The sequence below is a fragment of the Streptomyces sp. NPDC057137 genome (assembly GCF_042670825.1).
Classification (GTDB): domain Bacteria; phylum Actinomycetota; class Actinomycetes; order Streptomycetales; family Streptomycetaceae; genus Streptomyces.
Window position 1 is genome coordinate 1 of the sequence record NZ_JBHUUW010000114.1, and the last position, 15878, is coordinate 15878.

Annotated in this window: 12 protein-coding genes and 1 tRNA gene; 8 read left to right on the top strand and 5 right to left on the bottom strand. The window is 69.8% G+C overall.

Annotated features, from left to right (window positions below; all coding sequences use genetic code 11):
- Positions 1-64: 64 nt before the first annotated feature.
- The 4 genes from ACFT9I_RS39025 to ACFT9I_RS39040 form a co-directional block, all read right to left on the bottom strand.
- Positions 65-1453, bottom strand: a complete 1389-nt coding sequence (locus ACFT9I_RS39025) for an OFA family MFS transporter (protein ID WP_382572393.1) — start codon at positions 1451-1453, stop codon at positions 65-67.
- A 183-nt stretch (positions 1454-1636) separates the two neighbouring features.
- Entirely contained in the window at positions 1637-3736 is a 2100-nt protein-coding gene (locus ACFT9I_RS39030) for an acetate--CoA ligase family protein (RefSeq protein ID WP_382572408.1), read from the bottom strand.
- Positions 3737-3783: 47 nt separating this feature from the next.
- A complete protein-coding gene (gene frc / locus ACFT9I_RS39035; RefSeq protein WP_382572394.1) occupies positions 3784-5058 on the bottom strand; it encodes a formyl-CoA transferase in 1275 nt (424 codons plus the stop codon).
- 11 nt (positions 5059-5069) lie between these two features.
- Positions 5070-6752 carry a thiamine pyrophosphate-binding protein gene (locus tag ACFT9I_RS39040; protein WP_382572395.1) on the bottom strand — a complete coding sequence of 561 codons (1683 nt, stop codon included), beginning with the start codon at positions 6750-6752 and terminating at the stop codon, positions 5070-5072.
- Between the two features lie 180 nt (positions 6753-6932).
- On the opposite strand from ACFT9I_RS39040, the gene sucC reads away from it, so the two are divergent.
- The 7 genes from sucC to ACFT9I_RS39075 all read left to right on the top strand — a co-directional run bounded on the left by sucC (position 6933) and on the right by ACFT9I_RS39075 (position 13879).
- Positions 6933-8066: an ADP-forming succinate--CoA ligase subunit beta gene (sucC, locus tag ACFT9I_RS39045; protein ID WP_382572397.1), complete on the top strand. Its 1134-nt coding sequence runs from the start codon at positions 6933-6935 to the stop codon at positions 8064-8066.
- Positions 8067-8077: 11 nt separating this feature from the next.
- On the top strand, positions 8078-8965 hold the full coding sequence (gene sucD / locus ACFT9I_RS39050) for a succinate--CoA ligase subunit alpha (RefSeq protein WP_382572398.1): 888 nt from the start codon (positions 8078-8080) through the stop codon (positions 8963-8965).
- 397 nt (positions 8966-9362) lie between these two features.
- On the top strand, positions 9363-10904 hold the full coding sequence (locus ACFT9I_RS39055; protein WP_382572399.1) for an aldehyde dehydrogenase family protein: 1542 nt from the start codon (positions 9363-9365) through the stop codon (positions 10902-10904).
- Between the two features lie 113 nt (positions 10905-11017).
- The gene (locus tag ACFT9I_RS39060) at positions 11018-11458 is read left to right on the top strand and encodes a helix-turn-helix transcriptional regulator (protein WP_382572401.1); all 441 of its coding nucleotides are present in this window, start codon (positions 11018-11020) and stop codon (positions 11456-11458) included.
- 10 nt (positions 11459-11468) lie between these two features.
- Positions 11469-11879 carry a VOC family protein gene (locus ACFT9I_RS39065; protein ID WP_382572402.1) on the top strand — a complete coding sequence of 137 codons (411 nt, stop codon included), beginning with the start codon at positions 11469-11471 and terminating at the stop codon, positions 11877-11879.
- Positions 11880-12033: 154 nt separating this feature from the next.
- Positions 12034-12118 (top strand) — tRNA-Leu (locus tag ACFT9I_RS39070).
- A gap of 240 nt (positions 12119-12358) precedes the next feature.
- The gene (locus tag ACFT9I_RS39075; RefSeq protein ID WP_382572403.1) at positions 12359-13879 is read left to right on the top strand and encodes an FAD-dependent monooxygenase; all 1521 of its coding nucleotides are present in this window, start codon (positions 12359-12361) and stop codon (positions 13877-13879) included.
- Positions 13880-13909: 30 nt separating this feature from the next.
- On the opposite strand, the gene ACFT9I_RS39080 is transcribed toward ACFT9I_RS39075, so the two are convergent.
- Positions 13910-14584 carry a ScbR family autoregulator-binding transcription factor gene (locus ACFT9I_RS39080; RefSeq protein WP_382572405.1) on the bottom strand — a complete coding sequence of 225 codons (675 nt, stop codon included), beginning with the start codon at positions 14582-14584 and terminating at the stop codon, positions 13910-13912.
- A gap of 220 nt (positions 14585-14804) precedes the next feature.
- On the opposite strand from ACFT9I_RS39080, the gene ACFT9I_RS39085 reads away from it, so the two are divergent.
- Positions 14805-15695 carry an NAD(P)H-binding protein gene (locus ACFT9I_RS39085; RefSeq protein ID WP_382572407.1) on the top strand — a complete coding sequence of 297 codons (891 nt, stop codon included), beginning with the start codon at positions 14805-14807 and terminating at the stop codon, positions 15693-15695.
- Positions 15696-15878 lie beyond the last annotated feature (183 nt).

Below are 15878 nucleotides of genomic sequence, written 5' to 3' on the forward strand. Positions count from 1 at the left end.
TCCCCGTACGGCTGTTGGCCGTACGGGGAGCCGCCGTCTGTGCGTCAGCGGTTCTCCGACCCGCTCAGGCGTCCTCCCGCCCGATCGGATTCGGATTCGCCTGGATCTTCTTGATGTCGGGCCTGCCCGGCGCCTTCAGGAAGGTCGCGAGGCACGCCGAGAACAGTCCGACACCACCGGCGATGATGAACGCCGTGTTGTAACCCCAGTTGCTCACCACGACTCCACCCACACCGGCACCGACGAGTCCGGAGATGAGCTTGGAGCTGTAGACCATGCCGTAGTTCGACGCGTTGTTGTTCTCGCCGAAGTAGTCCGCCGTCATGGCCGCGAACAGCGGGAAGATCGCGCCACCGCCGAAGCCGGAGATCATCGAGCAGATCAGGAACAGCGGCATGTTGCCGATCGATCCCGAAGCAAGCACGCCGAACTGCGACATGCCCAGGACCAGACAGACGAAGATCAGTGTCTGGCGGCGGCCCACCTTGTCGGATATCCAGCCGATGACACCGCGTCCCGTGCCGTTCACGATGGCCTTCAGCGACATGGCCGTGGCCACGATCCCGCCGGCGAAGCCCATTTCCTTACCGAACGGCACCTGCATCGCGATACCGAAGATGTTGATGCCCGCCGTGCAGAGCAGGCAGAACCACATCATCCACAGGACCGGGACCCGCGCCGCTTCCTTCGGTGTGTACTGCTTGACGGCCGGCGGGTTCTTCTCCAGCGCACGCCGGATCCTCGGGTCGTCGGAGACCTTCAGCGGGTCGGCGCCCTCGGGCCACCAGAACTTCGGCGGGTCCTTGAAGAACCAGCCCGCGACGGCCACCATCACGCAGCAGACCACACCCACGAAGACGAGTACGCCCTGGTAGTTGCTGAGGTCCATGTAGGTGCTGAACAGGAAGACGAAGGGCACCGAGCCGTAGGCGAAACCGCCGTTGACGAGGCCGGTCTTGCCTCCCTTGCGCTCCGGATACCACTTGCCGACCATGTTCACGCAGGTCGCGTAGACGAGACCCGCGCCGATACCGCTGAACATACCGAAGCCTATGTACGCCACGATCACGTGCGGCGCGTAGGCCAGGGAGAGGTAGCCCAGCAGCGTGCCGAGCGCGCCGAGCATCATCGCGTAGCGGGCGGGCAGCCTGCCGCTCTCACGGAGCTGCCCCGCGGGGAAGGCCACGGCCGCCTGGAAGAAGATCCAGACACCCATCAGCCAGAAGATGTGCCCGCTGCTCCACGCGTGTGCCGTGTGGAGTGTGTCCTCGGCCGAGGTGAACGCGTACTCCGAGGAACTGATCCCCATCATCCCGATCCACGGGAAGAGCACCATCGTCCATCGCGGCCGGCCCATGATCTGCCGGTCGGACTGCCCGATCCGGTAGACCCGGCCGTTCCGGTCCGTCACCTCCTGGTAGGGGACAGAAGCGGAGATGTCAGTTGTCGCCATTGTCGATCGAACCCCTTGCGTCGAAGAAGTCAGGCCAGCGCCCCCTGTCCGTTCTCTTCGTGCGGGGGGCCTGCGATGAGCGGAATCCACAGGCCCCCTGGGTCGCACCGTCAGCTCATCCGGTGCCTCCCCACAGCCGCGCGATCGGTGCGGCGATCACAGAGCCCGGCCGCTGTCCGTCTCTCACAGCAGCCCCGCCGCCCGTGCCCAGCGATACTTCGCGCCGAGCACCTCGACCGGCTTCTCCGTGGTGTACGGGTACGCCACGACGCCCCGTTCGTAGAGGTACTGGCATGCCGCCTCCACCTCGACGTCGCCTGCCAGCGACGCCACCACGGGCTTCTCGATGCCGCGTTCCTTGAACTCGGCCACCACCCGCGCCGTCAGCTCGGCGAAAACCATCGGCGGGGTGACGATCGTGTGCCAGTAGCCCAGGACGAGGGAGTGGATCCGGGGATCCTCCAACCCGAGCCGGATCGTGGCCTCGTACGTCGACGGCGGTTCGCCGCCCGTGATGTCCACCGGGTTGCCCGCCGCCCCGAAGGGCGGGATGAAGGCGCGGAACGCCTCGTCCAGGTCCGGCGGGATCTCCATCAGCGACAGGCCGTTGTCCACGATCGCGTCCGACAGCAGCACACCCGAGCCGCCGGCGCCCGTGATGATGACGATGTTGTCGCCCTTGGGGGTGGGTAGTACGGGCAGCCCGCGCGCGTACTCCAGCATCTCGCTCAGCCCCGGCGCCCTGATGACACCGGACTGCTTCAAGATGTCCTCGTACACCGCGTCGTCGCCCGCGAGGGCCCCGGTGTGCGAGCCCGCCGCCTTCGCGCCGGCCGCCGTACGCCCGGCCTTGAGGACCACCACCGGCTTCTTCGGTACGGTGGCGCGCGCCGCGGCCACGAAGGCGCGGCCGTCCTTGAGGTCCTCCAGGTGCATCGCGATGCAGTCGGTGTTGTCGTCCTCACCGAACCAGGTCAGCAGGTCGTCCTCGTCGAGGTCCGACTTGTTGCCGAGTCCGACGATGGCCGACACACCCGTCCTGGTGGTCCTCGCGAAGCCGAGGATCGCCATCCCGATGCCGCCGGACTGCGAGGTCAGCGCCACGCCGCCCTTGACGTCGTACGGGGTGCAGAACGTGGCGCAGAGGTCCTGCCAGGTGGAGTAGTAGCCGTAGATGTTCGGCCCGAGCAGCCGGATCCCGCTCTCCTCGGCGATCGTCACGATCTCCTGCTGGAGTTCGTGCTCGCCGGTCTCGGCGAAACCGGAGGGGATCAGGACGGCGTTGGGGATGTTCTTGCGGCCGACCTCGGTGAGCGCCGTGGCGACGAACTTCGCGGGAATCGCGAATATCGCCACATCAGGCTCACCGGGAACATCCATCACGCTCTTGTACGCCTTACGGCCGAGTATGTCATCGGCTTTGGGGTTGACCGGATAGATCTCGCCGGCGAAACCTCCGTCGATGAGGTTGCGCATGACCGAATTGCCGATCTTGCCGTCCTCGTTGGAGGCACCGATCACCGCCACCGAACGCGGCTCCATGAGCCGGCGCATGGAGATCAGGATCTCCTCGCGCGAGTAGGTACGCCGTGCGACCGGCAGCTCGTCGGTGAGCAGGATCCGTACGTCGGCCGCCATGACCCCGTTCTCGGAGGCGAAGACCGGGTTGAGGTCCACCTCCGCGATGTTCGGGAAGTCGGCCGCCAACTGCGAGACCCGCACCACGAGATCGGCCAGCGCGTCACGGTCGACGGCCGCGCCGCCCCGTACACCGCGCAGGATCTCGGCGGCCCGGATGCCGTCCAGCATGGACAGCGCGTCGTCCTTGGTGGCCGGCGCGAGCCGGAAGGTGACGTCCTTCAGGACCTCCACCAGGACACCGCCGAGGCCGAAGGCCACGACCTTGCCGAAGGTGGGGTCGGTGACGGTCCCGATCAGGATCTCGGTGCCCGCGGGCACCATCTGCTGCACCTGGACGCCGAGGATCTGCGCCTTCGGGTCGTACTTCCGGGCGTTGGAGACGATCGTGGTGAACGCCGCCCGCACCTCGGCCGCCGACTTGACGCCGATCTGCACGCCGCCCGCGTCCGTCTTGTGCAGGATCTCCGGCGAGACGATCTTCATCGCCACCGGGAATCCGAGCCGGGCCGCCACGGCCACGGCGTCGTCCGCCGACTCCGCGAGCGCCTCACCCGGCGTCGGGATGCCGTAGGCGTCCGTCACCGCCTTGCCCTCGGGCGCGGTGAGTGAGGTACGCCCCTGTGCCAGCGCGGCCTTGATGATCGCGTCGACGTTGTCCTTGTCGGGCGTGAACTGATGGCTGTCCGCCACTAGATGACTCCGTTCGTCTTCAACAGGCGCAGTTCCTCGTCGCCGAGACCCAGCTCGCCGACGTACACCTCCGCGTTGTGCTCACCGAGCAGCGGAGATGCGGTGATGGTGACGGGGGAGTCGGAGAGCTTCAGCGGGCTCCCGACCGTGGTGAAGGTCCCGCGCTGCGGATGCGCGACCTCGACGACCATCTCGTTGGCCGCGAGCGATTCGTCCTCGATGATCTCCTTGGTGGAGAGGATCGGGCCGCACGGGATGTTGTGCGCGTTGAGCTTCTCCAGCACTTCCCACTTGGGGATGGTGGAGGTCCACTCCTCGATGAGCTGGAACATCTTGCCCAGCTTGGTGAGGCGGGCCTCGGGGGTCGCCCAGTCGGGGTCGTCGGCCAGTTCGGGCCGGCCGATCAGCTCGCTGACGGGCTTCCAGCCGACCGGCTGCACGATCACGTACACGTAGTCGTTGGGGCCGCCGGGCGCGCACTTGACCGCCCAGCCGGGCTGACCGCCGCCGCTCGCGTTGCCGGAGCGCGGGACCGCGTCGCCGAAGTCCTCGTTCGGGTACTCGGCCAACGGGCCGTGCGACAGGCGCTGCTGGTCGCGGAGCTTGACCCGGCAGAGGTTGAGCACCGCGTGCTGCATCGCGACGTTCACACGCTGTCCGCGCCCGGTGGCGGTGCGCTGGTAGAGCGCGGCCAGGATGGCTGCCACCGCGTGCATACCGGTGCCGGAGTCGCCGATCTGCGAGCCCGTCGCGAGCGGCGGGCCGTCCTCGAAGCCGGTGGTCGACATCGAGCCGCCCATCGCCTGCGCGACGACCTCGTACGCCTTGAAGTTGGTGTACGGGCCCTCGCCGAAGCCCTTGATCGAGGCGTACACGATCTTCGGGTTGATCTCCTGGATCTTCTCCCAGGTGAATCCCATCCGGTCGACCGCGCCGGGGCCGAAGTTCTCGACCATCACGTCGGAGCGGCGGATGAGTTCGGTGAGGATCTCCTTGCCGCGCTCGGTCTTGGTGTTGAGCGTGACGCTGCGCTTGTTGCAGTTGAGCATCGTGAAGTACAGCGAGTCGACATCGGGGATGTCGCGCAGCTGCTTACGGGTGATGTCTCCCGTCGGCGCCTCCACCTTCACCACGTCCGCACCGAGCCAGGCGAGGATCTGGGTGGCCGAGGGACCGGACTGCACATGCGTCATGTCGAGGACACGGACGCCGCTCAGGGCCTGCGGGCTCGCGGCGTCGGGGGAGTTCTCCGGGGCTTCCACAGCCTGGGTCATCATGGCCTCCCTTACTTGTACATGGTCTGGTTCATGGTTCCGGGGGCGTACGCGTCGGGGTCGACCCAGACGTTGATCAGCGAGGGCAGTCCGGACTCGCGGGCCCGCTGGAGCGCGGGCGCGATGTCGGCCGGGTCCCGGACCTCTTCGCCGTAACCGCCCAGCATCTGGGCGAACTTGTCGTAGTGGACGTCGCCGAGGGTGTTGCCGACCCGCTCGCGCTCGTCGCCGTACTTGGCCTTCTGGCCGTAACGGATCTGGTTCATCGACGAGTTGTTGCCGACGATGCCGACGAACGGCAGGTTGTAGCGGACCAGCGTCTCGAAGTCCCAGCCGGTCAGGGAGAAGGCGCCGTCGCCGAAGAGCGCCACGACCTCCTTGTCCGGCCGTGCCTTCTTCGCCGCGAGGACGAAGGGGATGCCGACGCCGAGCGTGCCGAGCGGGCCCGGGTCCATCCAGTGGCCCGGCGACTTGGGCTGTACGACCTGGCCGGAGAAGGTGACGATGTCGCCGCCGTCGCCGATGTAGATCGAGTCCTCGGTGAGGAAGTCGTTGATCTCGCTGACCAGGCGGTAGGGGTGGATCGGCGAGCTGTCCTTCTTGAGATTCGGCAGCCGCTTCTCGATCGCCGTCTGCTCGGCGGCGCGCAGCTCCTCCAGCCACGCCTTGCGCTTGACGGAGCCGCCGTTGATCCGGCCGCTCGCCGCCTCGGTGACCGACTTCAGGACGAGGCCGGCGTCGCCGACGATGCCGAGGTCGATGTCGCGGTTCTTGCCGACGGTGCGGTAGTCGAGGTCGATCTGGACGACCGTGGCGTCGGGCGAGAGCCGCTTGCCGTAACCCATCCGGAAGTCGAAGGGGGTGCCGACGATGATGATGAGGTCGGCGTTGGTGAAGGCGTAGCGCCGGGAGAGCTGGAAGTGGTGCGGGTCGCCGGGAGGCAGCGTGCCTCGCCCCGCGCCGTTCATGTACGCGGGTACGTTCAGCGTCCGTACGAGTTCGATGGCGTCGTCCGTGGCCCGGGTGGTCCACACCTGGCTGCCGAGCAGGATCGCCGGCTTCTCGGCGTGCACCAGCAGATCGGCGAGCTTCTCGATGGCCGCGGGGTCACCGGCCGAACGGGTCGAGGCCCGGTACTGGCCGGCCTTGGGTACGCGTGCTTTGTCGACCGGGACCTTCGCGTCGAGGACATCGCGCGGAATCTCCAGGAAGGACGGACCGGGAGCGCCGTTGTAGCACTCGCGGAAGGCCATGGAGACCATGTCGGCCGCGCGGGCCGTGTCGGGGACGGTCGCCGCGAACTTGGTGATCGGCGTCATCATGTCCACGTGCGGCAGGTCCTGGAGCGAACCCATCTTGTGCTGGGTGAGCGCGCCCTGGCCGCCGATGAGCAGCATGGGTGACTCGGCACGGAACGCGTTGGCGACACCGGTGACGGCGTCGGTCGTGCCCGGTCCGGCGGTGACGACGGCGCAGCCGGGCTTGCCGGTGATGCGCGCGTAACCGTCGGCGGCGTGGGCGGCGACCTGCTCGTGGCGTACGTCGACGACTTCGATGCCCTCGTCGACGCAGCCGTCGTAGATGTCGATGATGTGGCCGCCACAGAGTGTGTAGATGACCTCGACACCTTCTGCCTTGAGTGCCTTGGCGACCAGATGACCACCGGAGATGAGTTCCTGGCTGTCGTCGGGCATGAGGTTGTCTTGTCCCTTCGTAGGGGAGGCCGGGGGCTCTTGTGGGTGCGCCCGAGTACTCCCGCGATGGATTGCATACAGTCTACGAATACTGTATGAAGCTTGTTATCCCGCATTCGGCGGGTGGTGTCCAGGGGGCGTGCGGCACTTTCATTCCTTTCTGTTGCAGTGGGAGCCGGCATGGATCTGTACGAGCACCAAGCCAGAGACCTGTTCGCGGAGTACGGCATCGCCGTGCCGGAGGCCGAAACCGTCGAGTTCGCGAGGGAGGCCGCGTTCGCGGCCGAACGGCTCGGCGGCCGGGTCGTCGTCAAGGCACAGGTGAAGACCGGAGGCCGGGGCAAGGCCGGCGGAGTGAAGCTCGCGGCCGACCCGGCCGCGGCGGAACTGACCGCTCGCCAGATACTCGGGATGGACATCAAGGGCCACACCGTCCGTACGGTGATGCTGGCCCAACCGGTGGACATCGAGACCGAGTTCTACGTCAGCTATGTGCTCGACCGCGCCGCGGGGACCTTCCTCGCGATCGCGTCCGCCGAAGGCGGCATGGACATCGAGGAGGTGGCGGCCACCCGCCCCGAGGCGGTGGCACGGATCCCCATCGACCCGGCCGAGGGCGTCACGGCGGCCAAGGCGGCGGAGATCGCGGCCGCCGCCCAACTGCCCCCGGAGACCGCCCCCGTACTCGAATCCCTCTGGCAGGTCCTGGTCAGGGAGGACGCCCTGCTCGTCGAGGTCAACCCGCTCGTCAGGACAACGGAAGGCCGCATCCTCGCACTTGACGGAAAAGTGACCCTGGACGACAACGCCCGGTTCCGCCAGAGCCGTTGGGGCGACGACCAGCAGGACCCGGGCGCCGACCCGCTGGAGGCGGCGGCGGCCGCCAAGGGCCTCAACTACGTCAAGCTCGACGGCGAGGTCGGCATCATCGGCAACGGCGCGGGGCTCGTCATGTCGACCCTCGACGTCGTCGCCGGCTGCGGCGCCCGCCCCGCCAACTTCCTCGACATCGGGGGCGGCGCCTCGGCGCAGGTCATGGCCGACGGACTCTCCGTCATCCTGTCCGACCCCGACGTGAAGTCCGTGTTCGTCAACGTCTTCGGCGGGATCACCGCCTGCGACGCCGTCGCCGACGGCATCGTCCAGGCCCTGGAGACCGTCCGGCTGACCAAACCGCTCGTCGTACGCCTCGACGGCAACAACGCCGCCCGGGGCCGCGCGATCCTCGCCGACCGTGCGCATCCGCTCGTGGAGCAGGTCACGACCATGGACGGCGCCGCGCGCCAGTCCGCCGTACTCGCGAACGCCGGATAAGGAGCAAAGCAATGGCGATCTTCCTGACCAAGGAGAGCAAGGTCCTCGTCCAGGGCATGACCGGCGCCGAGGGCATGAAGCACACCCGCCGCATGCTGGAGGCCGGCACCGACGTCGTCGGCGGCGTCAACCCCCGCAAGGCGGGCCGGAGCGTCGACTTCGACGGCCGGGCGGTCCCCGTCTTCGGCTCCGTCGCCGACGCCATCGCGGCGACCGGCGCGGACGTCACCGTCGTCTTCGTGCCACCGCCGTTCGCGAAGGCGGCGGTCATGGAGGCGGTGGACGCGGGCATCGGCCTCGCCGTCGTCATCACCGAGGGCATCCCCGTCCATGACGCGGTCGTCTTCCAGGCGTACGCTGAAAAGACGGACACCCGGATCATCGGGCCCAACTGCCCCGGGCTCATCAGCCCCGGACAGTCCAACGCCGGCATCATCCCGGCCGACATCGCCACCAAGCCCGGCAAGATCGGGCTGGTCTCCAAGTCGGGCACGCTGACGTACCAGTTGATGTACGAGCTGCGCGAGATCGGCTTCTCATCGGCGGTCGGCATCGGCGGAGACCCCGTCGTCGGCACGACGCACATCGACGCGCTCGCCGCCTTCGAGGCCGACCCGGACACCGAACTCATCGTGCTCATCGGGGAGATCGGCGGCGACGCGGAGGAGCGGGCGGCGGCGTACATCGCCGAGCACGTGACGAAGCCGGTGGTCGGCTACATCGCCGGCTTCACCGCGCCCGAGGGCAAGACGATGGGCCACGCCGGAGCGATCGTCTCCGGCTCGTCGGGCACCGCGGAGGCGAAGAAGAAGGCGCTCGAAGCGGCGGGCGTGCGTGTCGGCTCGACGCCCTCGGAGACGGCGCGTCTGGTGCTCGACAGGATCGCGATCAGCGCCTGAGCCGAACGACGGCGCGAGTCCTCAAGGGCCGGCCCGGCTGTCGGCGCGGTTCTGTTCCCGGTCGCGGGACGAGGGATCCGTCCTCGGCCGGTGACGGGCGACCTCCGGCGTCCCCGGTCGGTCGCACGACGCCGTTCCGGCCTCGGCGGCCGGGCGGGCTCGCCAAGCCTGCCCGGCGCCTGAGGGCGGGGCGCAGGCCCGTCCGGCGGCCACCCCCAGCCCGTCCGGCGTCTGAGGACGAACCGGCCGGCCGGGCGGGCCCGGTCAGAACAACAGGTCCACCGCACCACACCGCAGCACAGCACCACCGCACCACACCGCCATACCGGACGACCCGTGCACCTCGTCCGACAACCGCGCTCACGCGCCCCGCCCCATTACGAGCGGAGAAGACCCCATGGCACCCACCCTCATCCTGAAGCCGGGCACGGCCTGGTCCGACGCCTGGCAGCAGTGCCTCGCCGTCGCGCCCGAGGCCTTCCGGGACGACCACGTCCTCAACCTCTGGTCCGCGTCCTGGCAGTCCGGTGGCCGTACCCTCCCCGCCTACAGCCCCGTCGACGGCAGCCCCATCGCCGGACCGCCCCGGCTCGACGCCGACACCGCCCAGCGGGCCGTACGCGCCTCGCTCGACCAGCACCGCGCCTGGCGCCATGTCCCGCTGTCCGAGCGCCGCGCCCGCGTCGGCGCCACGCTCGACGCCCTGACCGAACACCGTGAACTGCTCGCCCTCCTCCTCGTCTGGGAGATCGGCAAGCCCTGGCGGCTCGCCCAGGCCGACGTCGACCGCGCCATCGACGGCGTGCGCTGGTACGTGGACGGCGTCGAGCCCATGCTGGAGGGCCGCAGCCCGCTGCCTGGCCCGGTCTCCAACATCGCCAGCTGGAACTACCCGATGTCCGTCCTGGTCCACGCCATGCTGGTGCAGGCCCTGGCCGGCAACGCGGTGATCGCCAAGGCACCCACCGACGGCGGCGTCGCCTGTCTCACCCTCGCCTCCGCCCTCGCCGCCCGCGAAGGGCTGCCGATCACCCTGGTCAGCGGCAGTGGTGGGGAACTCTCCGAGGCGCTGGTCCGCTCCCCGGAGATCGGCTGCGTCTCCTTCGTCGGCGGCCGCGACACCGGCGCCCGGATCGCCACCACCGTCGCCGACCTGGGCAAGCGCCACATCCTCGAACAGGAGGGGCTCAACACCTGGGGCGTCTGGAACCACACCGACTGGGACGCGCTCACCGCCGTCATCCCCAAGCTGTTCGACTACGGCAAGCAGCGGTGCACCGCGTACCCGCGCTTCGTCGTCCAGCGCTCGCTCTTCGCGGACTTCCTCGCGGCGTATCTGCCCGCCGTACGCTCCATCCGGCTGGGTCACCCCCTGGCCGTCGAGCACCCCGAGGACCCGCTGCCCGAACTGGACTTCGGCCCGCTCATCAACGCGGCCAAGGCCAAGGAGCTGGACGACCAGGTGGCCGAGGCCATCGACCGCGGCGCGGTCCCCATCCACCACGGATCGCTCGCGGACGGGCGCTTCCTGCCGGGCCAGGACACCTCCGCGTATCTCGCGCCGGTGACGCTGCTCAACCCGCCGCCGTCCTCGCCGCTGCACCACGCGGAGCCCTTCGGCCCGGTCGACACGATCGTCCTGGTCGACACCGAGGCGGAACTCCTCGCCGCGATGAACGCCTCCAACGGCGCGCTGGCCGCGACGCTGGCGACCGACGACCCGGAGACGTACGCGCGCCTCTCACCCCAGATACGCGCCTTCAAGGTCGGCCACGGCAAGCCGCGCTCACGCGGTGACCGCGAAGAGCTGTTCGGCGGCTTCGGCCACTCCTGGCGGGGCGCCTTCGTCGGCGGCGAACTGCTGGTCAAGGCGGTCACGAACGGCCCGGCCGGGGAGCGCCCGCCGGGCAACTTCCCGGATTACCACCTGATGCCGTGACGCTGAACCCGGCACGGCCCTGAACCGGAATCGGCTGAGGTCGCCCGGACCCCTCCTCAGCCGATTCCCCCAGGTCAGCGGCGTTGTCAGTGCGCCGGTGTAGCGTCGTAACCATGAACTCGAACGATCTCGCCAACCTCGCGCACCTGCGGCGGGCACGAGATCTGATCGACCGGGAGTACGCGCGTCCGCTCGACGTGCCGACGATGGCCCAGCACGCCCTGATGTCGCCGGCCCACTTCTCCCGGCAGTTCCGCGCGGCCTACGGCGAGACGCCGTACAGCTACCTCATGACCCGACGCATCGAGCGGGCCATGGCGCTGCTGCGCGCGGGCACGAGCGTGACCGACGCGTGCATGGCCGTGGGCTGTACGTCGCTCGGCTCGTTCAGCTCGCGCTTCACCGAGATCATGGGCGAGACGCCCAGCGCGTACGCCGCCCGCGAGCACGGCGCCGTCACGGCGATGCCCGCGTGCGTGGCGAAGGTGCGCACCCGCCCGACCAGGGACGCACCGAGCAGGATCCGAGAAGCGGGCCGCGAGACCGCCGCCTAGCGTTGGTCCCATGACCATCGCACTCCAGTACAGCCACATCACCGTCAACGACCCGGACGAGGCGCTCACCTTCTACCGCGACGCGCTCGGCCTCGAAGTACGCAACGACGTCGCCTCGGGCGGCTTCCGCTGGGTCACCCTCGGCAGCCCGGACCAGCCCGGCCTTGAGATCGTCCTCTCGGAACCGCACGCCGGCCGCGCCCAGGCCGACGGCGACGCCCTCCAGGAACTGCTCACCAAGGGCGTCCTGACCATGGCCGTCTTCCGCACCGACGATCTCGACGCCACCTTCGAACGGGTCCGGGCCTCCGGCGCCGAGGTGCTCCAGGAGCCCATCGACCAGCCCTGGGGCCCACGCGACTGCGCGTTCCGCGACCCCTCGGGCAACATGGTCCGGATCTCGCAGGAGCCGAAGGAGTAGCCACGGCCGAGCCGGGGCGTACGCGCCGTGGAAGCAGGTCCGTGCGCCCCGGACCACACGCCCCGGACCACGGGATATGCGGGTGAAGAGCACCCCGGAGCCCTGGTATCGTTCACTACGTCGCCACGGCGGAAACGCCGGGGTTCGACCACTCGTCCGGGTGGCGGAATGGCAGACGCGCTAGCTTGAGGTGCTAGTGCCCTTTATCGGGCGTGGGGGTTCAAGTCCCCCCTCGGACACTCTCTTTGACGACACGGATGCGATGGCCCCGACCTGATGGTCGTGGCCATCGTTCTGTTTTTGGCCTCTTCCCGCCGGACACGGTCCCGCGCCTCCCCTCCCAGCCGTCCCGCTGCTCTGTCGCGCCCTGGCACGGTAATGGGTTACAAAGAACCGGCCAACCGGTATATTTTCGCGAGTCCGGTGGGCGGCGGGCAGGCGCGGGGCGGGTTCTGGTCCGTAATCGGGGGAGGTCCGGGATGGCGGAGCTGGCGAGACACGTTCAGACGCAGGTGGTGGTCGTGGGCGGGGGGCCGGTGGGGATGGTCGTCGCCTCCGAGCTGGCGGGGTACGGGGTGGACACCCTGCTCGTCGAAGCGGCGACGGCCATCTGCCGGCGGCCCAAGGCGACCACGCTGCACGCGCGTACGGTGCAGTGCCTGGTCCGGCGCGGCCATCTCGAAGGGCTCGTGAGCGCCGGGAACCGGGCCGGCGCCGCCACGGTGAGCACTCCCTTCCACTTCGCGGGAATCCCCGGGCTGGCCATCTCCGTACCGGCCACGGAGCCGGAGCCCGTACTGAAATGCGCCCAGGAGGAGCTGGAGCGCGCCTTCGAGCGGCGTGCCCTGGTGGCCGGTGTGCGGATCCTGCGAGGCCACCGGGTGACCGAGGTGCACCAGGAGCCCGGCGGGGTCCGGGTCACGGTGGAGGGGCCTCGCGGCAGGCTGAGTTGCGTGGCCGACTACCTGGTGGGGGCGGACGGCGCGCGCAGCACGGTGCGCGAGCAGGCGGATTTCAGCTCCCAGACGTATCCGGCGACGGTCTCCGCCCTGGCGGGTGATGTCCGCCTCGCCGAGGCCGGACTCCTCGGGCAGGGGTGGCGCCGTACCCCACGCGGCTGGATCGTGGCCAAGGACGTGCCCGGTGGCCGTCTGCGGCTGCGGACGGTGAACTGCGCGGGTGCCCACGCCGAACGCCGACTGCCGCCCACCCTGGAGGAGTTGCGCCGCGAGGTCTCGTGGATAGCGGGGGCGGAGATCGCGATGGACGCCCCCCGGTGGCTGAGCAGATTCAGCGACTTCTCCCGCCTCGCCCGCTCCTACCGTTCGGGGCGCGTCCTCCTGGCGGGGGACGCGGCGCATGTGCACTTCCCGATAGGCGGCCAGGGGCTGAGCACCGGACTGCTGGACGCCGTGAACCTCGGGTGGAAGCTCGCGCTCACGGTGCGGGGTGTCGCGGGCGGCGGGCTGCTCGACAGCTACGACGAGGAGCGCCGGCGGGCGGCCCAGCGGGTCATCGACAACACCCGGGCCCAGGTCGCCCTGATGCGCCCCGGCCCCGAACTCGACCCGTTGCGCGACCTGTTCGGCCGGCTGCTGGCGCAGGGAGGGGAGAGCAGCGTCCTCAGCTCCATGATCAGCGCGCAGGACACGGTGCTGCCCGCGCGCTCGGCGCGGCCCTCCCCGTGGGAAGGAAGGTTTCTGCCCAATGTCGGTCTGACGACACCGGAAGGCCCCACCGATGTGATCCGGCTGCTGCGGGAGGGCCGGCCGCTGCTGCTCCTGCTCGGGGAGCAGGAGGGGAGCGGCTACGACCGGGAGGCGCGAGGCTGGGCCGGGCTGCTGCGGGTGGTGCGCGCCGCGGCGACACCCGAGATTCCCTGCGAGGCGATACTCGTCCGGCCCGACGGTTACATCGCCTGGGCGCCCGGCGGTGACGCGCTGACCGCCGCCCTCTCCGCCTACTTCGGCGGGGCCACCGCGGTGACGGCAAACGCGTGACGGAGCGGGCGTGACCGCGCGGGCGGGTCGTCAGCCCTCCACGCTCACCGCCTGCCGCTGGTCGGCCAGGAGGCCGCCCTGTTCGTCGAAGACGATCCTGCCCCGGTTCGGGGTGAGGTCCACGGAGGTGAGCACGGAGGAGAGCGCCACACTGGGCAGGAGGTGCCGCAGCAGGGCGGAGGTCCGGGCCAGCAGGTCCTGGTAGTCGCAGATGGCCTGCGACATGGCCTGGACACCGGCGAATCCCCCGACCGTGACGTCGGCGGTCTCGCCGGTCTTCACGTGGGGCAGCAACTCGCCCTGCGCCTCGGCCTTCTCCAGCAGTTCCCGGACGATCTCGCCCCAGCGCAGGAACGGGCCGCTGCGGTCGAGCCCCTGGGCCTGCTGGTCGAGCGAGAGCCTGACCCCCGCCCGGACCATGGGGTCGGTCTGGAGGCGGTAGGCGTGCAGGAGCACCGTGTCCACGAACTGCTGGATTTTGGCGGGGCGTTCCGGTACGGGGAGCGACTGGTCCTGCGCGCTCAGGACGCCCTGGGCCAGATGTTCCTTCGACGGGAAGTGGAAATAGAGGGCGCCCTTGGTCACGCCGGCCTCGGCGAGGATCTCGTTGATGGTCGCCGACTGGTAACCCCGCGCCTCGAAGATCTTGGCCGCCGCCAACAGGATGGAATGACGTGTGCGGATTGCCCGTTCCTGCTTTGCCATTTTCGGCCTCCTCCACGTAGATGAGCCCAGAGGCCCCAGCAAAAAAACCGCCCAGTATGTATCTTACTGTTGAGCGGCCATCTTTCCGCGCACGGGTCTTGGATTTACTCGAAATTGACACGAAAAAGGGCCGCGGATGTGATCATCGGACAGCACGAGCAGGGACGAACGGGCGCGGGCGAGCCGCCGCCGCGCGACGGGCGTTCCGGACAGGGGGACGGTGTTTCTCGTGACCGGGGCCACCGGGACGGTGGGACGGGAAGTGGTCCGCCACTTCCCCGCGTATCTGCCCGTACGCGTCATGGCCAGAGACCCCGCCGGAGTCACCGACCCCGGCCGGACGGTGGAGACGGTGACCGGCGACCACCGTGATCCGCGGTCGCTGGCCCGGGCCCTGACCGGTGTCCGGGCGGCGTTCCTGGTCACCAACCGTGTCGCCGGCGACGACGACGCCCAGTTCCTGAAAGCCGCGCGGGCGGCCGGGATACGCCGCGTGGTGAAGCTCTCGGCGGCGGCCGTTCTCGACCCGCGGGCCGAGGACCTCATCACCCGCTGGCAGCGCGCCAACGAGGAGCTGCTGCGCGCCTCCGGCATGGAGTGGACGCTGCTGCGCCCGCGCGCGTTCATGTCCAACACCCTGTCCTGGGCGGGGTCGATACGCTCCGAGGGCGTCGTCCGCGCGCTCCACGGCACGGCCGCCAACGCCTGCGTGGATCCCCGGGACATCGCGCGGATCGCCGTGCGGGCGATGACCGAGGACGCGCACGCGGGCCGCGCCTACACGTTGACCGGTCCGGCCGCCATCAGCGCGGTGGAACAGACGGAGCAGCTCAGCCGGCTGCTGGGCGTGCCGCTGCGGTTCGCGGAGCTGAGCCCGCACGAGGCGCGCGCCCTGCTGGCCCGGCGCCATCCGGAGCCGGTCGTCGAGGCGCTGCTGGAGAGCGCGCTGCGGCTGCGGAAGGGTGCCAAGACGCGTACGGAGGACACGATCCGGGCGGTGACGGGACACCCGGCGGGGACCTTCGAAGCGTGGGCGGAGCGTCATGTGTCGGCCTTCGCCCCCGAGGCGGGCGCGCCCGTCCTCCGCCGGGGCGGCGCCGTCACGCCGTGAGCCGGGGCGGGGCTGTCACGCCGTGAGCCGGGGCGGGGCTGTCACGCCCTGGACGGGGCCGGGCCGGCGCGGCGGTCGTCGGGGCACGGCTGTCGTCGGGTCCGGTCGTCCCCCGGGTCGGTGCCGGGCGGCGGGCGGGCGGTGCTGACACACGGAGCCGGCCTCCCGGGACGTCCGCCGGAC

Coding starts and splice junctions, on each gene's coding strand:
- ACFT9I_RS39080 (WP_382572405.1), bottom strand. CDS start 14,584: ATGGCAAAGCAGGAACGGGCAATCCGCACACGTCATTCCATCCTGTTG.
- ACFT9I_RS39065 (WP_382572402.1), top strand. CDS start 11,469: ATGACCATCGCACTCCAGTACAGCCACATCACCGTCAACGACCCGGAC.
- ACFT9I_RS39025 (WP_382572393.1), bottom strand. CDS start 1,453: ATGGCGACAACTGACATCTCCGCTTCTGTCCCCTACCAGGAGGTGACG.
- ACFT9I_RS39075 (WP_382572403.1), top strand. CDS start 12,359: ATGGCGGAGCTGGCGAGACACGTTCAGACGCAGGTGGTGGTCGTGGGC.
- sucD (WP_382572398.1), top strand. CDS start 8,078: ATGGCGATCTTCCTGACCAAGGAGAGCAAGGTCCTCGTCCAGGGCATG.
- ACFT9I_RS39040 (WP_382572395.1), bottom strand. CDS start 6,752: ATGCCCGACGACAGCCAGGAACTCATCTCCGGTGGTCATCTGGTCGCC.
- sucC (WP_382572397.1), top strand. CDS start 6,933: ATGGATCTGTACGAGCACCAAGCCAGAGACCTGTTCGCGGAGTACGGC.
- ACFT9I_RS39055 (WP_382572399.1), top strand. CDS start 9,363: ATGGCACCCACCCTCATCCTGAAGCCGGGCACGGCCTGGTCCGACGCC.
- ACFT9I_RS39060 (WP_382572401.1), top strand. CDS start 11,018: ATGAACTCGAACGATCTCGCCAACCTCGCGCACCTGCGGCGGGCACGA.
- frc (WP_382572394.1), bottom strand. CDS start 5,058: ATGACCCAGGCTGTGGAAGCCCCGGAGAACTCCCCCGACGCCGCGAGC.